This is a genomic window from Niveibacterium terrae (assembly GCF_048213115.1).
GTDB classification, from domain to species: domain Bacteria; phylum Pseudomonadota; class Gammaproteobacteria; order Burkholderiales; family Rhodocyclaceae; genus Niveibacterium; species Niveibacterium terrae.
Genome location: NZ_CP172404.1, coordinates 1,257,501 through 1,275,562, shown reverse-complemented (window position 1 = coordinate 1,275,562; position 18,062 = coordinate 1,257,501). Strand labels below are relative to the sequence as shown.

Genomic DNA, 18,062 nt, shown 5'->3' with positions numbered 1-18,062 from the left:
CGGTCACGATGCCCCTGCACGCCCACGCCAGACTGAGCGGTCCCGCCCTGATCCTCGTCGCTGCGGCAAGCTTCGGGCTGATGCCGCTCTTCTCGGCCGCACCCTACCGCGACGGAATCAGCCCGCCAGAGCTCTTGAGCCTGCGCTTCACGCTGGCCTCCCCGCTGCTCTGGGCCTTCGTGCTCTGGGCCTTCGTGCTCTGGCGCAAGCTCGAACTGCCGCGCGGGCGCACGCTGCTGACCCTGATCGCAATGGGGATGTTCGGCTACTCGGGCGTCGCGCTGTGCTATTTCTGGGCCCTGACGCTCGCGCCGGGCGTCGTCGTCTCGCTGTTGCTCTACCTCTACCCGGCTTTCGTCGTAATCCTGTGCTGGCCGCTGCTCGGTGAGCGCCCCTCTGTCCGCCGGCTGCTCGCGCTGACTCTGGCGCTGACCGGCTGCGCACTAACGATCGGCTACGCGGGCGGCGCAAAGCCGCTGGGGCTTGTTTTAGGCATCGCCTCCGGGATTATCTACGCGCTCTACACGATCGCCGGACGCACTCTGCCGGCCACAGTGCCCGCCCTTACCCAAGCCGCCGTCGTCAGCTCGGCCAGCGCCCTGAGCATGCTGGTGCTGACCCTGCCCAGCGGCCCCAGCCTGCCGCACAGCCCACAAGCCTGGGCGGGCGCACTGGGCCTCGCTCTGGTCTCGTCCGTGATCGGCATCAGCGCCTATCTTGCCGGCCTGCGCCGTCTCGGTCCGGCCCGCGCCGCCGTGCTCTCGACCTTCGAGCCCGTCGTGACGGCGCTGGTCGGCGCGGCTGTGCTCGCGGAGCCCTTGGGTCGGGGAACGCTCGCCGGAGGCGCGCTGATCCTTGCTGCCTGTACCCTCGTGCTGAAGAGCTGAAACCCGGGCGCGGGAATCTTTTCGCCCTCCCACGGTCTGCCTGCTATGCAGAATACCGGCACCAAAAGTTTCGATTCAGCGGCGGTCAAGGCCAGTTTGCTCTCGCTTCAGGAAGCGCTCTGCGCTGAACTGGGCGCGCTGGACGGCAAGCCCTTCCTGACCGACCGCTGGCAGCGCCCCGAGGGGGGAGGCGGAATCACCCGGCTGATCGAGGAAGGCGATCTCTTCGAGCGCGGCGGATGCAATTTCTCACACGTCGAAGGCGCCTCGCTCCCCGCTTCGGCGAGCGCGCACCGCCCCGAGCTCGCCGGCGCCCCCTACGAGGCGATGGGGGTCTCGCTGGTGCTTCACCCGCGCAATCCCCACGTGCCGACAGTGCATATGAATGTGCGCTTCTTCGTCGCGAGGCCGCACGGAAGCGAGCCCGTCTGGTGGTTCGGCGGTGGCATGGATCTGACTCCGTACTACGCCGATGCGGAGGATGCGCGCCATTTCCACCGCGTCTGCCGCGACGCGCTCTCGCCTTTCGGCGACGAGTTCCATCCCCGCTTCAAGCTCTGGTGCGACCGCTACTTCTTCATCAAGCACCGCAACGAAGCGCGCGGAGTCGGCGGGATCTTCTTTGACGATCTGGGTGCAACGGCAGAGATCGGTTTCGAGAAAGCCTTTGCGCTGACCCGCTCGGTCGGCGAACACTTCCTTCCCGCCTACCGCCCCATTGTCGAGCGTCGCCGCGCCACTCCCTATGGCGAGCGCGAACGCGACTTCCAGGCCTGGCGGCGCGGCCGCTACGTCGAGTTCAACCTCGTCTGCGACCGCGGCACGCTGTTCGGTCTGCACTCCGGAGGAAGAGTCGAGTCGATCCTGATGTCGCTGCCACCACTCGCGAAGTGGCGCTATGACTGGCAGGCCGAGCCGGGTAGTCCCGAAGCCGCGCTCGACGAATTTCTGATCGCGCGCGACTGGCTCGCCGGACCAGCCTAGAAAAAAAGCCGCCGGGCTTACGCCGGGCGGCTTTTCAGTGCGAAGCGGAGCGTTCAGTTCGCCGAAGCGAGCTTGGTTCCCGCCTTCATCGCAACATGCAGACGCTGCTTCTCAGCGATCACGCGGCTGGCGTAAGCGGTGGCCGGATCGGTTGCCGCTCCGGCGTACTGCTGGAGACCGGCGACCAGCGAACCATTGCGGCTGATCGACTCCTTCAGGACCTTCGCGCCAACCCGGATGTTCTCGGCCGGGTCGAGCAGAGGATGATGACCGACCTGAGGGTCGATCTTGTCCTTGTGGTAACGGGGCACGACCTGCATCAGCCCCTGGGCACCGAAAGCGCTCTCGGCGAAAGGATTGAAGCCGGACTCGACGCCGACCACCGCGATGATCAGCAGAGGGTCGAGATCAACGCTCTCCCCCGCGGTCTTGGCGGCCAGAACCAGAGGTTCGACCGCGGCACGCGAGACGTGATAACGGCGCGCCAGATAGCGGGTCACCCTGACCATATCGGACGACAGCTTTGGCGGCAGGGGCTTGGACTCGGGCTCGGGCGAAGCTTCTTCTTCGGCCTCCGCAACCTGGGCCGTTTCGGCCAGATCACCCGGAGTCAGTTGATCCACGCTGGGAACGGAGGCTTCGGCGCGTCCGAACAGCGAAGGGACATTGACACCCGTCCAGCCGTGGTCGGCAACGCGAAACCCGATGAGGACGGTAACGATCAAACCAGCGACAACGAGGCCACCGTGGGCAAACTGCAACAAAAAAGCGCCGACATACCGGGCGGCAACGGACAAACGGGATGAGTTGAACATCAGCTCTCCTTCTCAGGCTCTTGCGGCGGACTCCAGAGGATTCCACCGACGAACGAAACCGACGACCTCGAAACGACAAGGGCGGTCTTCGCAGCGCGGCATTGCCACGCAGAGTGGTCAAAGGTCGAAACGACGCGCCGGTTGGGGGATGCGGCGCGACAGCTCAGGGCGCAAAACTACATGTTGTCGGTGCATCCACTGCGGTGGAGAACCGATGCGCGACTAGGAAATGGGTGCATCGGCATCACGGGCCGACCACCAAGCGTGGCTGCACTTTATTGATTTGACGCGATTTTGTCAAATCGGCGAGCGAGGGAACCGTATATGATATGTGACATTGTTGCCACACTGCAATACATCGGCCCACAAAAAGACACCGAAAACCCGCTCCCCGCCTCACTGTCCGAGGATTCATCGCCTCCCCGGCAGCCCAGCCCGACGCGCCAGCACCCATAATCCGGGAAAACCAGCAGACCCCAGCCTTCCGCCCCCTGATGGAGAGGCGACAAAACCCGAGCCCGCGAGCACGAAGATAAGCGAGTTTCCCGGCCGGGAACATCGAAAAATGCTCACTTGGGCGCGGATCAAGCCCTCATTCGCGCAGCACTGACAAATCTTCGACAAGCTTCGCCCAGTCGAAGTGGGGGCCTGGATCGGTCTTGCGGCCGGGAGCGACATCGCTGTGTCCGACGACATCGGCGAGCGGGTGGCACCGGGCCAGCGAAGTGATCAGCGCTGCGAGTACGCGGTACTGAACCGCTTCGAAGGGCTGAGCATCGCTACCTTCGAGTTCGATGCCGAGCGAAAAATCATTGCAGCGGCTCTTGCCGGCAAATGAGGACACGCCGGCGTGCCAGGCCCGCTCCAGGCACGGTACGAACTGCAGCACTTCGCCGCCGCGCCTGACCAGCAGATGGGAGGAGACGCGCAGCGCATGAATCCCCTCGTAGTAGGGGTGTTCCAGCGGATCGAGGGTGTTGGTGAAGAGCTGCTCGATTCCCGGACCGCCGAACTGTTCGGGCGGCAAGCTGATCGCATGGACGACAAGCAGATCGATGACCGAGCCCTCGGGACGGGAATCGAAATTCGGCGAAGGCACCCGGCGCACTCCGGACAGCCAGCCTTGCGCATCGCTCCGATACAGCTCCGGCGCGGCGCCCAGACTGACCGCCTGCCCGCGCACCTTCACACGCTCAGTCATTCATTGATCCCCAGCCGTTCGAGCCGGTAGCGCAGCGAGCGGAAAGTCACGCCGAGCAGCCGCGCCGCCGCGGTGCGGTTGCCGTGCGTCTTCTCGATTGCATCGAGGATCGCGGCCTTCTCGACACGGTCGAGGTAGTCCTGAAGTGACTCGCTCTGTCTGAGCACTCCGTCCACCGCGCCTGACTCCTCGCCCTCATCGGGTTCGATGTGCAGATCCTCGACTTCTATCCGGCCGTCCGAATGCAGGGCCAACGCCCTCTCGAGGATGTTCTCGAGCTCGCGGACATTTCCCGGGAAGGAATAGGCGGACAGCGCCGCAAGCGCATCGGGTTGAACCCCGGGCACGGGCAGGCCGCTGTCGCTGGCGAGGCGTCTGAGCAGCGTATCGACGAGACCGGGGATGTCCTCGCGGCGTTCGCGCAAGGACGGCATATGCAGTTCGATCACGTTGAGACGATAGAAAAGGTCCTGCCGAAAGCGCCCCTGATCAACCAGTTCCTTCAGGTTGCGGTGCGTCGCACTGATGATGCGCAGATCGACCGCCTGCTCGGCGGTGTCGCCGAGCCGGCGCACACGCTTTTCCTGGATCGCGCGCAACAGCTTGACCTGCATCGTCAGAGGCAGGTCACCGACTTCGTCGAGGAAGAGCGTGCCACCGTTCGCGGCCTGGAAGAAGCCATCCCGGTCGGCATCGGCCCCGGTAAACGCCCCTTTGCGGTAGCCGAAGAACTCGCTCTCCATCAGGTTTTCGGGAATCGCGCCGCAGTTGACGGCTACAAAAGGCCCCGCTGCCCGCGGGCCCAGTTCGTGGATCTGCCGAGCCCCCCTTTCCTTGCCGCTACCCGACTCGCCACTGATATGAATCGGCGCCTGGCTGCGCGAGAGACGCTCGATCATCGACCTGACCTGGAGCATCGCCGGCGACTCTCCGGTCAGCGCACTCGCGGCAAGCGGCCGGGCGCCGGCCTCAGCCTTGGGCAGTTCGAAGACCGATTTGACCAGCGCGCGGATCTGTTCGAGCGAGACCGGTTTGGACAGGTAATCGAATGCGCCGGCCTTGAGCACCTGAACCGCGTTCTCCATGCTGCCGAAAGCGGTGATCACGGCGACCGGCAGATAGGGATGCTTTTCGGCGATCTCGCGAACGAGTTCGATGCCTTCGCCATCGGGAAGGCGCATATCGGTCAGGCAGAGCTTGAAATGGCCGCGTTCGAGCAAGGCGCGCGCTTCGGCCAGAGTACCCGCCGACTCGCTTCTCAGCCCCATCCTGAGCAGAGTCAGCTCAAGCAACTCCCGAATATCCTCCTCGTCGTCGACGACCAGAACGGCGGCATCAGCAGAAGTGCGGCGTTCATTCGTGGCGCAGATCATTCGCTCCCTCGGCGGTAAGACAGAAACAGGCGCCGGACTCCGACTCGCAGAGTTCCAGCAGGGCATCGTTCGCACTGGCGAGTTCCCGGGCGATGTAGAGCCCCAGGCCGGTACCGCGCGAATCGGTTGTAAAGAAAGGTTCGAAGATCCGGCTTCTCATCGCGAGCGACACTCCGGGGCCATCGTCCTGAATTTTCAGTTCAATCCGCCCTTCCGGCAGCCCGCGGGCGTCAATCCGTATCGCCCCCGGAGCGCCACTGCAGAAGCGACGCGCATTGCCGACCAGATTCCAGAGCAACTGCTGAAGATGGATACGGTCGAACTGGATCTTCAAACCGGCCAGGCCATGATAGGCGACCACCCCGGGCGTCAAACCCTCGTAGGTTTCGCTATCGACGAGAAAGCCCGCGATAAAGCTGTCCAGCGTGATCGTTTCCGGAGTGCAGCGGTCGCGCCTGCCGAGTTCGAGCACATCGCGGACCATCCGCTCGATCCGCCGGGTGTTGTCCTGAATGATCCGGGTCAGCCTGGCCTGGACATCAGCGCGCTTCTCCTCAGCCATCAGTTCGCTTGCGTGGCTGATCGCCGCAAGGGGATTGCGAATCTCGTGGGCAATGCTGCCGGTGAGCCTTCCCAGCGCAGCAAGCTTGATCTGCTGGGCTTCACGCTCCAGCCGTTCGAGGTCTTCGAGATAGACGACCGTGTCCTCCCCCGGACCAATCTTCAAGCTGCGCAACCTGACCGCTTGACCGCTCTGCGTGAGCCTCAGGATGCGCTGGCCTTCGCGAACCGCCCCGTCGAGTTCGGGCGCCAGCGCCGCGAGAGGCATTCCGGCTTCAGGCTTGTCGCCGAGCAGGATCGCCGCCTTCGGATTGATCTGCAGGATGAGCCCAGCACTGTCCAGAACCAGAACCCCATCGTTCAGATCCGCAATCACTTTTTCATTGACCCGAGTCTGGCGCAGCAGAGCATTGCCACGCAGATGCGCAAGCTTCTCGTTGGCCAGCGCCCGGGTCGCCAAAAGCCGCGCGACCAGAGCGATCGCAAAAAAACCGACGCAGATCAGGCCGACCGCGGTGAAGTCCGCGACCGGATCGACCTGAAGCTTCAGCGCGCCAAGGATCTGCACGACCAGCACCGTCAGCGACGCAAGCGAAGCATAGAAGAAGACCAGCCGGCCTTCGCCGAGCAGCCCTCCCGCCGCGACGACGACCATCACCATATAGGGAATGCCGCTACGGTGCCCCCCGCCGACATACATCAGTGCGCCCAGAGCGAGCAGATCGACAACGATGTGCAGGTTCAGGATCCAGACGAAGCGCAGCCGCCCCATGCGCAGAAAATAGAGCAGCGCGACCGCGGCCGAGAAGTAGAAGCCGAGAATCAGACCCCAGGCGCCTCCGCCCTCATCGGCGCTGATGAAGACCCGCCCCATGAAGGCCAGACCGCTCGCGGCGATCAGCCGATAGAGGCTGTAGTAGCGCAGTGATTCCCAGCGCGACTCGGCCGGCTGCCAGTCCTGTCCAGGATTGAGCGTCATCGCGGGGATCTGTCGCGTGGCCCTGCGCGTCGGTGCGCCGGGCTGCAATAGAAGTGTTCGCCGTCGCGCTCCGCTTCGCTCTCGGGGACATGAAGCCCGCAATGCGCGCATTCGCGCATCGTCTCGGGTAGGGCGCGCGGCGCGGGCTGGCCTTGGTGACGACGGCGCAAACCGCCCTCGACAGTGCGGCGCAGAGTCCAGACTGCGAACAGCCCCAGCAGGAAGAGAAGGAGATAACGCACAGCGATCAGCCCGGGGAAATCCAGCGAGGAAGTCTAACACCGCCGCGGTGTCTGGCCGTCCCACGCGAAAAATCGCGAAGACAGCTTCGAGATTTGCAGCAAATTCAGCTGCAAAGATTTACGCTGGACAAAGAGCGCCGCTCGCGCACTCCTGCCCTCGCAGGGATGCGCTCAAGTCGCCGCTCAAATGTCCGTTGACTTGACTGATGTATCCATTGAGCCGCTGGACGTCTGGGTCGAAATTCGAAAGAAGGGGACAAACCGTGACAGCCGATACGATCGCTGACGACGAACTGGTCTTCGCGCCCGAAGCCACCGGAGAGGCCGCTGAGGACGAAAAGGGATGGCGCGTTCTGATCGTAGACGACGACATGGACGTGCACTCGGCCACCAAGCTCGCGCTCAAGAGCACGCGGATTCTCGATCGACCGCTCGAGTTCCTTCACACCTACAGCGCCGCCGAAACCCAGGAGCTGCTGACCCGCGAAAAGGACATCGCGGTGATCCTGCTCGACGTCGTGATGGAGAGCGAGGATGCGGGTCTGCAACTGGTGCGCACAATCCGCGAAGACTTGAAGCTCTCCGAACTGCGCATCGTGCTGCGCACGGGCCAGCCCGGCTACGCGCCCGAGATACAGGCGATCCGCAACTACGACATCAACGACTACAAGACCAAGTCTGAGCTGACCCACACCCGGCTCTACACGACGCTGACCGTCGCGATCCGCTCCTATGAGCAGATCCGCGCGATCAACGCGAGCCGCCGCGGTCTGGAGATGATCGTCCGCGCCTCCGGCGAGCTGATGGAACAGCGGGGTTTGAAGAATTTCGCCTCAGGAGTCATCACCCAGATCGCTGCGCTGCTCGACCTGCCCCCCGAAGGCCTGATCTGTGCCCGCGAAACCGAGACGGGCGAGGCGGGAATGCAGGTGATCGCGGCCGCAGGCAAGTACAGCGAGCAGATCAACCACCCCCTCGCCGAAATCGCCGACCCCGAGGTGAGGGGAGCGATCGAACAGGCACTGGGCAGCGGCGAGAGCTGCTACGCGGCGCACTCGACAACGCTGCTGCTCGAAGGCCACGGCCGACGAATCGCCATCTACCTGGAGAACCAGCGCAAGATTGAAAGTTTCGATCGTCACCTGCTCGAAGTGTTCTGCGCGAACATCACGATCGGATTCGAAAACACCACGCTCTACTCGAAACTGCACAACCTCGCCTATTTCGATCCGCTAACCGGGCTTCCAAACCGGCTGCGCTTCCTGCACGAACTGGACGAACGCGTGATCTCCGGCCACAAGACCGACGCGATCGCGGCGCTGATCGATATCGACGGTTTCGCCGAGACCAATGACGCGCTGGGTCACCAGTTCGGCGATCATCTGCTCAAGGCCGTCTCCGACAGGCTGACGGCGCGGCTGCCGGACTGCATCATCGCGCGCATATCCGGCGATACTTTCGGTGTGCTCGGCGATGCGGACAAGCTCACTCCGGTCGCACTGTCGCTGCTCTTCCACGATCCCTTCCACGTCGATGAACATGAACTCGTGATCACGACGACCCAGGGCTTCCTGAAGCTCGAAGATATAGAGGGCAGCGGCGGCGACGCATTGAAGAGCACCAGCATCGCGTTGAAGCGGGCGAAACAGAGCCACCGCGGCGAATACAGCTACTTCACCCGCGAGATGGACATCGAGATCCGCGAGCGGGTCAAGCTCCTGCACGCGCTGCGCATGGCTTTCGACAATGAACGTCTGTTCCTGATGTATCAACCCCAGGTCGAACTCGCCACGGGCCGGCCGGTCGGCGTCGAGACGCTGATCCGCTGGCGCACCGACGATGGCCGCTTCGTCCCGCCCGAGCGCTTCATCCCGCTCGCCGAGCATTCCGGCCTGATCGTTGGAATTGGCCTCTGGGTGCTGAGGATGGCCTGCCACGAGCAACGCCGGCTCGAGCGAGCGGGCTTTGCGCTGCGCGTCGCGATCAACGTCTCGGTCGCCCAGTTCCGCCACCCGGAATTCATCGATACGGTACGCCAGGCGCTCGAGGACAGCGGCGCGTCGCCCAGCCTGATCGAGCTGGAAATCACCGAATCGATGGCGATGGAGGATTCCGATTTTGTCAGCGCCCAGTTGCACCGGCTGACGTCTCTGGGCGTCACGATGGCGATCGACGATTTCGGAACCGGCTTCTCGTCTCTGGCCTATCTGCAAAAGCTCCCGGTCCACCGGCTCAAGATCGACAAGAGCTTCGTCCACGACATATGCACCGACCCGCGCGGTCGCCAGATCCCCGAGACGGTGATCGAGCTCGGCCGCAGGCTGGGCCTGACCGTGATCGCCGAAGGGATAGAAGATCAGAATCAGGCCCAGGCTCTGGTCGAACTGGGCTGCGAGGAGGCCCAGGGCTTCCTCTTCGGGCGACCGATGGAGACGCGCCATCTCTACGCATGGCTGGAGAGCAAACCCAACCACGTAGTGTTTGCAGGCAGGTGAGCCTGAGCTGATCAGACCAGAGACCTCTCTGCCCTGAGCTGGATCCGGACAATGGAGTACGCTGAACGATGCCGCTTGCCACGCTCGACGTCGGCCTCGCCTGGAAGTTCCTCGCCGCCCTGCTGATCGGGGCGCTGGTCGGCATCGAACGCGAAAAGCACAAGAGCGCTTCGCGCGAGATCACTTTCGGGGGCATGCGCACCTTCATGCTCTTCGCCGAGGCCGGAGCCGTTTCGGCCTGGCTGGGGCAGTTGCTCGCGATGCCATGGATCTTCGTCGCCACCGTCATCGCTGTCGCGGCGCTGGTCGGAACCGCCTATACGCTGGAGCACAGCGCGGACCCGAAATCGCTGGGCCTGACGACCGAGGTCGCAGCGATCAATGTCTGCCTGCTCGGCGGAGCCGTCATGCACGACCAGATGGCGATTGCGGTCGCGCTGGCGATCCTGAACACGGCCGTTCTCGCTTTCAAGCAGCCCTTGCACGGCATCGTCGCGAAACTGGGCACCGAGGACATCTATGCGGGCCTGAAACTCTTGATCGCAAGCTTCATCGTGCTGCCGCTTCTGCCCGACCACGCGATCGACCCGCTGGGTACGCTGAACCCATACAAGCTCTGGCTGCTTGTCGTGCTGATCTCGATGCTGTCGCTGACCGGCTATGTCGCGACCCGCTGGCTGGGCACGGCCCACGGCACCGCGATCACCGGCCTCTCCGGAGGAATCGTCTCCTCGACCGCGGTGAGCCTGTCCTTCGCCCGCGAGAGCCGCGAGCGCCCCGACGAAGCGACCGCCGATGCGCTCGCCTCGGGAATCCTGATTGCCTGGACCATCATGTATCTGCGCGTGCTGCTGATGGTCGTGCTGACCAACCCGGCGATGCTGGTCCCTCTGCTAGCGCCTTTTCTCGCGATGTTCGCGGTCAACGGCCTCGCCGCCGGCTTCTTCTATCTGCGCAGCGTGCGCAGCGGAGCACCGGGCGCCGAGCCGGCCGGCGCGGTGGCCTTGAAGAACCCGTTCAGCCTGATCGCTGCAACCAAGTTCGGCCTGCTTTTCGCAGTCGTGCTGGTCGCGGTCGAGCTGACCCGGCGCAGCTTCCACGGCGGAGGCCTGATCGTGGTCTCGGCTCTGGCCGGCCTGACCGACGTCGATGCGATCACGCTGTCGATGACCCGCCTTGGCCAGGATCACAGCCAGATCGCGATCGCGCTGACCGCGATCGTCGCCGGAACGCTGGCCAACACTGTCACCAAATGCGGCATGGCGGTCGTGCTGGGCAGCGCCGCGCTGCGCCGCCGCGTGCTGCCGACGAGCGCCGCAGTGCTCGCAATCGGCATCCTCGCGACGGTTCTAGCCGTTTAGGAGCGCTTCGCCTTCGCTGCGCCCAGCTCGCCCTTGCGGTCGAAAGGCAGGCGGCCAAAGTCACGCGTGATCACTTCGCCGCGCAAGCGGTAACCAAGCTTGCCGCCGAGGAGATTGGGCAGCTCTTTGAGCACGCCGGCCAGCGACACGCTGGTCTCGACCGGGATCCGGACTTCGGCGAGCCGGGGCAGAACGATGGTCTTGTTGCTCAGGCCGTGGATCAGCTCGCGGTCACCGACCTCGACGCGAAAGCTCATCCCGTCTACGGTGATGTCGCGCGTGTTCGGATTGCTCACTTTCAGCGTCAGCTTCAGGTGCTGCTCCAGCAGCGTCGTCGGGCCGAGCTCAACGCCGACCAGACTGACATCGGGTTTCTCCAGAGTCAGCGCCATCAGCGCGCAGCCCGGAATCAGACACAGCGCGGCCAGAGCGGCCAGAATCCTGATTCGGCTCATCACGCGCGTCCCGACAGCGTTTCGAGCAGGCGCAGGATAGAGATCGAATCGTCGTCCCCCATCCCAGAGCCGACCGTCGCATTGAGCATCTGCGAAGTCGCCGCGCTGTTCGGAAGCGCAAGTCCCATCTTGTGCGCTTCGTCGAGTACGATGCGTAGATCCTTCTGGTGCATCCACGACTTGAAGCCGGCCTTGAAGTTGCGATCCAGCATCCGCTGCCCGTGGTTCTCGAGGATGCGGCTCGATGCGAAACCACCCAGCAGCGCTTCGCGGACCTTGGCCGGATCGACACCCGAGGAGCGTGCGAAGTGCATCGCTTCGGCGACCATCGCGACACCGACCCCGGTCAGAATCTGGTTGCAGGCTTTCGCGACCTGTCCGGCGCCGCTCTCGCCGATGCGTGCAATTGTCGTCCCCATGCAGGCAAGGATTGGCCGGGCACATTCGAAAGCAGCCTCGACCCCACCGACCATGATCGTCAGCGAACCCGCTATCGCCCCGACTTCACCGCCCGAGACCGGCGCATCCAGCATCGTGACACCGCGCTCGGCCATCCGCGCCGCGATGCTGCGCACCGACGACGGCGCGATCGTGCTCATATCGATATAGATGAGGTCGGTTCTCCCTGCCGCTTCAGCGCCCTCGGCGACGCCGCCCACGCCGAGCGCGACCTGCTCAACGTCGGGAGAATCGGCGACCATGCTGATCACGATGTCGCAGTCGCGCGCCAGCTCCGCGCCCCCCGAAGCCGGTTTCGCTCCGGCCGCAAGCAATGGCTGCATCGACTCCAAGCGCCTGGCCCAGACATGGAGCTGATGCCCTCCTTTGAGCAGATTGAGCGCCATCGGGCGCCCCATGATTCCCAAACCGATAAAACCGACTTTCATTGATTGACTCCAGCGATGCCGCGAACGCAAAGTCGCAGCGTTTGTCACACTCGCACCGAACTTCACAGGAAAGAGACGATGAGCTACGCCCCGATCATCAAGGAAATCGGCCGCGGCGCCAAGGGCGCGCGCGCGATGACCCAGGAACAGGCGGAGGCCCTTTTCGGCGATATCCTCGATGGGAAAGTTCCCGAACTCGAACTGGGAGCGATCCTGCTGTCGTTGAGGATCAAGGGCGAAGACGTGGACGAACTCGCGGGCTTTCAGAGGGCGCTCGCCGCGCGCACCCCCCAGCTGCGCGTGCCCGATGGCCCGCGCTGCGTGCTGTTGCCCACATACAACGGTGCGCGCCGTCAGGCGAACCTGATGCCCCTGGTCGCGCAGCTTCTCGCGCGCGAAGGCATTCCGGTACTGATCCATGGTTTCCATGACTTCGCCGACCGACTGGACCCTTTCGGACTGCTCGCCGAACTCGGACTCACGCCAGAGCAAACCCGCGAAGACGCCGAACGCGCGCTCGGCCGCGAGCGCATCGCCTGTCTGCACCTCGCCACGCTGAGCCCGCAACTCGCCGCACTGCTCGCGCTGCGCCCCCGGCTGGGCGTGCGCAATGTCGGCCATACGCTGGTCAAACTGCTCGATTCCTGCCGCGGTCGCAGCGTCCGGGTTCTGCCGATGACCCACCCGGAAACGATGGAGCGCACCGCATCACTGCTCGGGCGCGAACAGGCCTGGGCGCTGCTGATGCGCGGCAGTGAAGGCGAAGCTTATGCCCTGCCCCGCCGTCGCCCCCGCTTGCTCGGATTTTTCAATGGCGAGGCGCGTGAGCTCTTCCCCGCCGAGGACGGCGATCCGGCACGCGAAGTGCGTGAAGCGGTGTCGAACCCGGCCAACGCCGCGCTGATCCGCGCGATGCTCGCCGGCGATGAGCCCATCCCCCAGCCCATCCTGGACCAGATTAGCGCGCTGAGCACGCTGGCCCGCGCCTGAACCCGGCCCAGGTCCAGGCCAAACAGTCACTCTGCTGCGCCATTGCGGTGCAGCAATGCTAGCAGCCCGGAGCGCGCGCCAATCTGGTGCGTGACCGCCGTGTGCGGTTTCGCTCAAAGACCGCAGCATCAAGCGCATCGCCCGTGGCATGCCGCTTGCTAATCCCAGAGCAAATATTCCGCGGCCTCACTTCCGAGAGCACAACAAAGGCAAGGTGATCAATCGCCTGCCGTGAATTCAAATCAACCCCTTTACGGAGGTTTTATCGATGGACGTCACCACCGCGCTTGCCAAAATCGGGCGCGGGCCGGCCGCGTGCGAAGATCTCGAATGCGACGAAGCCCATCAGCTCCTGTCCTCTGTGCTGCAGGGAAAGGCTACGCCACTCCAGCTCGGAGCCCTGATGGTCGCGCTGCGCTGGAAAGGCTGCAGCAGCGATGAGATGACAGGCTTCGCCCGCGCCCTGACCGCAGTCACGCGCCGCCTCGCATTGCCGAACAGCCCGCGCAAACTCGCGATCATTCCCAGCTATTCGGCCCACCATCGTCAGGTCAACCTGATGCCCGCGCTCGCCTTGAGGCTGGCGCGTGCCGGCGTCCCGGTTCTCGTGCATGGCGGACTGGGCGACTCGACGCCCGCGCCCAGCTTCGCCGTTTTCGAAGCGCTCGGCTTTGAAGCCGCACGTTCGATCAGCGAGGCCCAGGAAGCGCTGACGATGCGCAAACTCGCACTGCTACCGACCCAGTTGCTCTCCCCCGAGCTCGACCGCCTGCTCGCATTGCGGACCGAACTGGGCGCACGCAACCTGGGTCACCAGCTCGCACGCCTGCTCGATCCGGCGCCCGGCCACAGCCTGCGCCTGATCTGCTCCAGCGACACCGGAATGCTCGAAAATCTCGCCCAGGTACTCGCCGCGACTTGCTCCGAGGCGATACTGATGCGGGCGACCGATGGCGAGCCCTATGCGAATCCGGAGCGACGGCCGCGGATCAGCTGGTTTTCAGGCGGAGAGGGTCGCGTGCTCTATGAGGAGGACAGCTTTCCAGCCTCCCCTCAGCAGACTCCCACCCCGGCCGATCCGGTCGCAGTTGCCGCGTATATCGACGACATGCTGGACGGTCGGAAGCCGACTCCTGTCCCGCTCGCCAACCAGCTTGCCGCCTGCTTCGTCGCCAGCGGCTACGCGAGCGACCTGGACCACGCAAAGGCGATGGTCGCGGTCGGCTACGGCCGGCACTCGTGATGGCCCAAGCCCGCAGATCCTGCCCTTCACCGTTGATAAAATGACTTTCCGAACTGATTCAGGACTACCGATGCCCCGTTTGAAGCTTACCGCCGCAGCGCTTTTCGCCGCGTTCACCTTCATCACTCCCTGCGTTCATGCGGCCACGCCCAGCGAAGCGCCCGCCTACGATGAAAAAGCGGATGCGAATGCCGAACTCGCCCACGCGCTTGCGAAGGCCAAGGCATCCAGAAGGCAGGTTCTCGTGATCTTCGGTGCGAACTGGTGCCCGGATTGCCGTGCGCTGGCACGCCAGATGGCAAACGATAAAGTGGCCAAAAAGCTCTCCCGCCGCTTCGTCTTGACCAAGGTCGAGATCGGCAACTGGGACCACAACATGGACATCGTCAATCGCTACGGAAACCCGACCAAGAAGGGCATTCCCGCAGTCGCAGTGCTCGACTCCAGGGGCCAGCTGCTCAAGGCGACAGCCGCCGGCGAGCTGGCCTCGGCCCGATCAATGGGCGAGGCCGAGGTTCTCGCCGTATTCGACACGCTCGCCGCCCACTGATACGGGCTCACCCCACTCATTTTTGCAGGCCCCTCGCCCGCGTGCGGGAGAAGTTTGGGTCCGGTCGGCTTTGCAGAGCCGACCGGCTCAGGCGGCGCCAAGCATTGCGTTGCGCATTCCCGGCTTTGTAAACGAGAACACCCCCTGCGCCATTTGAGGCGAGGGGGTGTTGGAATGGGTAGCCTGACGCTGACCTACTTTCTCACGCAAGAAGCGCAATATCATCGGCGCGGCTTCGTTTCACTGTCCTGTTCGGGATGGGAAGGAGTGGGACCAAAGCGCTATGGGCGTCAGGCTGAAACTGGAAAGGCATGAATTAGGTTGCGATTGTCGCACATTAAAGCTTGCGTCGCACCTTGATTACTCAAGGTTATAGGATCAAGCCGCACGGGCAATTAGTACTGGTTAGCTTAACGCATTACTGCGCTTCCACACCCAGCCTATCAACGTGGTGGTCTTCCACGACCCTTTAGCGGGATCAAGTCCCGAGGGAAGTCTCATCTTGAGGCGAGTTTCCCGCTTAGATGCTTTCAGCGGTTATCTCTTCCGGATTTAGCTACCCGGCAATGCCACTGGCGTGACAACCGGTACACCAGAGATCCGTCCACTCCGGTCCTCTCGTACTAGGAGCAGGCCCCCTCAAACTTCCAGCGCCCACGGCAGATAGGGACCAAACTGTCTCACGACGTTTTAAACCCAGCTCACGTACCACTTTAAATGGCGAACAGCCATACCCTTGGGACCGGCTACAGCCCCAGGATGTGATGAGCCGACATCGAGGTGCCAAACTCCGCCGTCGATGTGAACTCTTGGGCGGAATCAGCCTGTTATCCCCAGAGTACCTTTTATCCGTTGAGCGATGGCCCTTCCATACAGAACCACCGGATCACTATGACCTGCTTTCGCACCTGCTCGACTTGTGGGTCTCGCAGTCAAGCCTCCTTTTGCCATTGCACTATCAGTACGATTTCCGACCGTACCTAGGAGACCTTCGTACTCCTCCGTTACTCTTTGGGAGGAGACCGCCCCAGTCAAACTGCCTACCATGCACGGTCCCCGATCTGGATTCACAGACCAAGGTTAGAACCTCAACGACACCAGGGTGGTATTTCAAGGACGGCTCCTCCAGAACTAGCGTCCTGGTCTCAAAGCCTCCCACCTATCCTACACAGGTCCCGTCAAAGTCCAATGCAAAGCTACAGTAAAGGTTCATGGGGTCTTTCCGTCTAGCCGCGGGGAGATTGCATCTTCACAAACATTTCAACTTCGCTGAGTCTCAGGAGGAGACAGTGTGGCCATCGTTACGCCATTCGTGCAGGTCGGAACTTACCCGACAAGGAATTTCGCTACCTTAGGACCGTTATAGTTACGGCCGCCGTTTACCGGGGCTTCGATCAAGAGCTTGCACCCCATCACTTAACCTTCCGGCACCGGGCAGGCGTCACACCCTATACGTCCACTTTCGTGTTTGCAGAGTGCTGTGTTTTTATTAAACAGTCGCAGCCACCGATTCTCTGCGGCCTCTTCGCCCTTCGGATGTTCTCCTACAAGCTAATGAGGCATACCTTCTCCCGAAGTTACGGTATAAATTTGCCGAGTTCCTTCTCCTGAGTTCTCTCAAGCGCCTTGGTATTTTCAACCTGCCCACCTGTGTCGGTTTGCGGTACGGTCACTCTTTAACTGAAGCTTAGAGGCTTTTCCTGGGAGCTTGGTATTAGCCACTTCGCGAACAAGTTCGCTCGTTATCACCCCTCAGCTAAGCCGCGCGGATTTGCCTACGCAGCACGCCTACAGGCTTGAACCGGGACATCCAACACCCGGCTGACCTAACCTTCTCCGTCCCCCCATCGCATTAAAGAGCGGTACAGGAATATTGACCTGTTTCCCATCGACTACGCATTTCTGCCTCGCCTTAGGGGCCGACTCACCCTACGCCGATGAACGTTGCGTAGGAAACCTTGGGCTTTCGGCGAACGGGCTTTTCACCCGTTTTATCGCTACTCATGTCAGCATTCGCACTTCTGATATCTCCAGCAGACCTCTCGATCCACCTTCGCAGACTTACAGAACGCTCCCCTACCATGTGTCATAGACACATCCGCAGCTTCGGCTCGTGGCTTGAGCCCCGTTACATCTTCCGCGCAGGACGACTCGACTAGTGAGCTATTACGCTTTCTTTAAAGGGTGGCTGCTTCTAAGCCAACCTCCTAGCTGTCTATGCCTTCCCACTTCGTTTTCCACTTAGCCACGCATTTGGGGCCTTAGCTGGCGGTCTGGGTTGTTTCCCTCTTGACCCAGGACGTTAGCACCCCAGGTCTGTCTCCCATGCTCGCACTTCTCGGTATTCGGAGTTTGCTATCGCGAGGTAGGTCGCAATGACCCCCTCAACGATTACAGTGCTCTACCCCCGAGAGTGATACATGAGGCGCTACCTAAATAGCTTTCGGGGAGAACCAGCTATCTCCGGATTTGTTTAGCCTTTCACCCCTATCCACAGCTCATCCCCTAATTTTTCAACATTAGTGGGTTCGGACCTCCAGCTGGTGTTACCCAACCTTCATCCTGGCCATGGATAGATCATCCGGTTTCGGGTCTACGCCCTGCAACTATGTCGCCCTATTCAGACTCGCTTTCGCTACGCCTCCCCTATTCGGTTAAGCTTGCTACAGAACGTAAGTCGCTGACCCATTATACAAAAGGTACGCAGTCACCCCACAAGGAGGCTCCCACTGTTTGTATGCATGCGGTTTCAGGATCTATTTCACTCCCCTCCCGGGGTTCTTTTCGCCTTTCCCTCACGGTACTTGTTCACTATCGGTCGATTACGAGTATTTAGCCTTGGAGGATGGTCCCCCCATATTCAGACAAGGTTTCTCGTGCCCCGCCCTACTTGTCGTGCGCTTAGTACCATCGATGTGTTTTCGCGTACGGGGCTATCACCCTTTATTGCCGGACTTTCCAGACCGTTCCACTAACACTTCGATTATCACGCACAGGCTCATCCCAATTCGCTCGCCACTACTATGGGAATCTCGGTTG

14 protein-coding genes and 2 rRNA genes (1 of these 16 only partly in view) are annotated in these 18,062 nt (G+C 62.4%); 7 read left to right on the top strand and 9 right to left on the bottom strand.

Translation table 11 applies throughout. The features are described 5' to 3' along the window. The first annotated feature begins 8 nt into the window (after nt 1-8). Together ACHFB9_RS05720 and hemF are read left to right on the top strand one after the other, a co-directional pair. Nucleotides 9-887 carry a DMT family transporter gene (locus ACHFB9_RS05720; RefSeq protein ID WP_417070117.1) on the top strand — a complete coding sequence of 293 codons (879 nt, stop codon included), beginning with the start codon at nt 9-11 and terminating at the stop codon, nt 885-887. A 45-nt stretch (nt 888-932) separates the two neighbouring features. After that, nucleotides 933-1,871, top strand: a complete 939-nt coding sequence (gene hemF, locus ACHFB9_RS05715) for an oxygen-dependent coproporphyrinogen oxidase (protein ID WP_417070115.1) — start codon at nt 933-935, stop codon at nt 1,869-1,871. Between the two features lie 53 nt (nt 1,872-1,924). On the opposite strand, the gene ACHFB9_RS05710 is transcribed toward hemF, so the two are convergent. From ACHFB9_RS05710 to ACHFB9_RS05690, 5 genes are all read right to left on the bottom strand, one after another. Then, entirely contained in the window at nt 1,925-2,686 is a 762-nt protein-coding gene (locus tag ACHFB9_RS05710) for a transglycosylase SLT domain-containing protein (protein ID WP_417070113.1), read from the bottom strand. Nucleotides 2,687-3,278: 592 nt separating this feature from the next. Then, nucleotides 3,279-3,887, bottom strand: a complete 609-nt coding sequence (gene ampD / locus ACHFB9_RS05705; protein ID WP_417070112.1) for a 1,6-anhydro-N-acetylmuramyl-L-alanine amidase AmpD — start codon at nt 3,885-3,887, stop codon at nt 3,279-3,281. Further along, on the bottom strand, nt 3,884-5,260 hold the full coding sequence (locus tag ACHFB9_RS05700; RefSeq protein ID WP_417070110.1) for a sigma-54-dependent transcriptional regulator: 1,377 nt from the start codon (nt 5,258-5,260) through the stop codon (nt 3,884-3,886). The genes ampD and ACHFB9_RS05700 overlap by 4 nt, the downstream gene beginning before the upstream one ends. Beyond that, the gene (locus tag ACHFB9_RS05695) at nt 5,241-6,800 is read right to left on the bottom strand and encodes a sensor histidine kinase (RefSeq protein WP_417070108.1); all 1,560 of its coding nucleotides are present in this window, start codon (nt 6,798-6,800) and stop codon (nt 5,241-5,243) included. The genes ACHFB9_RS05700 and ACHFB9_RS05695 overlap by 20 nt, the downstream gene beginning before the upstream one ends. Next, nucleotides 6,797-7,042, bottom strand: coding sequence for a PP0621 family protein (locus tag ACHFB9_RS05690; protein ID WP_417070106.1), 246 nt, complete (start codon nt 7,040-7,042; stop codon nt 6,797-6,799). Before ACHFB9_RS05690 ends, ACHFB9_RS05695 begins: the two co-directional genes overlap by 4 nt. 263 nt (nt 7,043-7,305) lie before the next feature. Between ACHFB9_RS05690 and ACHFB9_RS05685 the strand changes: the two genes are divergently transcribed. Both ACHFB9_RS05685 and ACHFB9_RS05680 read left to right on the top strand, forming a co-directional pair. Further along, entirely contained in the window at nt 7,306-9,537 is a 2,232-nt protein-coding gene (locus ACHFB9_RS05685) for an EAL domain-containing protein (protein WP_417070104.1), read from the top strand. A gap of 68 nt (nt 9,538-9,605) precedes the next feature. Beyond that, nucleotides 9,606-10,898 carry an MgtC/SapB family protein gene (locus tag ACHFB9_RS05680; RefSeq protein ID WP_417070102.1) on the top strand — a complete coding sequence of 431 codons (1,293 nt, stop codon included), beginning with the start codon at nt 9,606-9,608 and terminating at the stop codon, nt 10,896-10,898. Here the strand turns inward: ACHFB9_RS05680 and ACHFB9_RS05675 are convergent. Then, a complete protein-coding gene (locus tag ACHFB9_RS05675; protein WP_417070100.1) occupies nt 10,895-11,353 on the bottom strand; it encodes an LEA type 2 family protein in 459 nt (152 codons plus the stop codon). The two genes, ACHFB9_RS05680 and ACHFB9_RS05675, sit on opposite strands and share 4 nt — an antisense overlap. Continuing rightward, entirely contained in the window at nt 11,353-12,240 is an 888-nt protein-coding gene (locus tag ACHFB9_RS05670; protein ID WP_417070098.1) for an NAD(P)-dependent oxidoreductase, read from the bottom strand. The genes ACHFB9_RS05675 and ACHFB9_RS05670 overlap by 1 nt, the downstream gene beginning before the upstream one ends. A gap of 78 nt (nt 12,241-12,318) precedes the next feature. On the opposite strand from ACHFB9_RS05670, the gene ybiB (ACHFB9_RS05665) reads away from it, so the two are divergent. From ybiB (ACHFB9_RS05665) to ACHFB9_RS05655, 3 genes are all read left to right on the top strand, one after another. Further along, nucleotides 12,319-13,230 carry a DNA-binding protein YbiB gene (gene ybiB / locus ACHFB9_RS05665; protein ID WP_417070096.1) on the top strand — a complete coding sequence of 304 codons (912 nt, stop codon included), beginning with the start codon at nt 12,319-12,321 and terminating at the stop codon, nt 13,228-13,230. 268 nt (nt 13,231-13,498) lie between these two features. Continuing rightward, entirely contained in the window at nt 13,499-14,473 is a 975-nt protein-coding gene (gene ybiB, locus ACHFB9_RS05660; RefSeq protein ID WP_417070094.1) for a DNA-binding protein YbiB, read from the top strand. 70 nt (nt 14,474-14,543) lie between these two features. Further along, nucleotides 14,544-15,023: a thioredoxin family protein gene (locus tag ACHFB9_RS05655; protein ID WP_417070092.1), complete on the top strand. Its 480-nt coding sequence runs from the start codon at nt 14,544-14,546 to the stop codon at nt 15,021-15,023. Between the two features lie 181 nt (nt 15,024-15,204). Here ACHFB9_RS05655 and rrf read toward each other — a convergent pair. Beyond that, nucleotides 15,205-15,318: ribosomal RNA gene (rrf, locus tag ACHFB9_RS05650) — 5S ribosomal RNA — on the bottom strand. Between the two features lie 79 nt (nt 15,319-15,397). Further along, nucleotides 15,398-18,062 (bottom strand): 23S ribosomal RNA (locus ACHFB9_RS05645); it runs 221 nt beyond the window's last position.

Excerpts from the sequence above, each read along its gene's own strand:
- ACHFB9_RS05720 (WP_417070117.1), top strand. The coding sequence starts at position 9 with ATGCCCCTGCACGCCCACGCCAGACTGAGCGGTCCCGCCCTGATCCTC.
- ampD (WP_417070112.1), bottom strand. The coding sequence starts at position 3,887 with ATGACTGAGCGTGTGAAGGTGCGCGGGCAGGCGGTCAGTCTGGGCGCC.
- ACHFB9_RS05710 (WP_417070113.1), bottom strand. The coding sequence starts at position 2,686 with ATGTTCAACTCATCCCGTTTGTCCGTTGCCGCCCGGTATGTCGGCGCT.
- ACHFB9_RS05695 (WP_417070108.1), bottom strand. The coding sequence starts at position 6,800 with ATGACGCTCAATCCTGGACAGGACTGGCAGCCGGCCGAGTCGCGCTGG.
- ACHFB9_RS05700 (WP_417070110.1), bottom strand. The coding sequence starts at position 5,260 with ATGATCTGCGCCACGAATGAACGCCGCACTTCTGCTGATGCCGCCGTT.
- ACHFB9_RS05680 (WP_417070102.1), top strand. The coding sequence starts at position 9,606 with ATGCCGCTTGCCACGCTCGACGTCGGCCTCGCCTGGAAGTTCCTCGCC.
- ACHFB9_RS05670 (WP_417070098.1), bottom strand. The coding sequence starts at position 12,240 with ATGAAAGTCGGTTTTATCGGTTTGGGAATCATGGGGCGCCCGATGGCG.
- hemF (WP_417070115.1), top strand. The coding sequence starts at position 933 with ATGCAGAATACCGGCACCAAAAGTTTCGATTCAGCGGCGGTCAAGGCC.
- ybiB (WP_417070094.1), top strand. The coding sequence starts at position 13,499 with ATGGACGTCACCACCGCGCTTGCCAAAATCGGGCGCGGGCCGGCCGCG.
- ACHFB9_RS05655 (WP_417070092.1), top strand. The coding sequence starts at position 14,544 with ATGCCCCGTTTGAAGCTTACCGCCGCAGCGCTTTTCGCCGCGTTCACC.
- ACHFB9_RS05675 (WP_417070100.1), bottom strand. The coding sequence starts at position 11,353 with ATGAGCCGAATCAGGATTCTGGCCGCTCTGGCCGCGCTGTGTCTGATT.
- ybiB (WP_417070096.1), top strand. The coding sequence starts at position 12,319 with ATGAGCTACGCCCCGATCATCAAGGAAATCGGCCGCGGCGCCAAGGGC.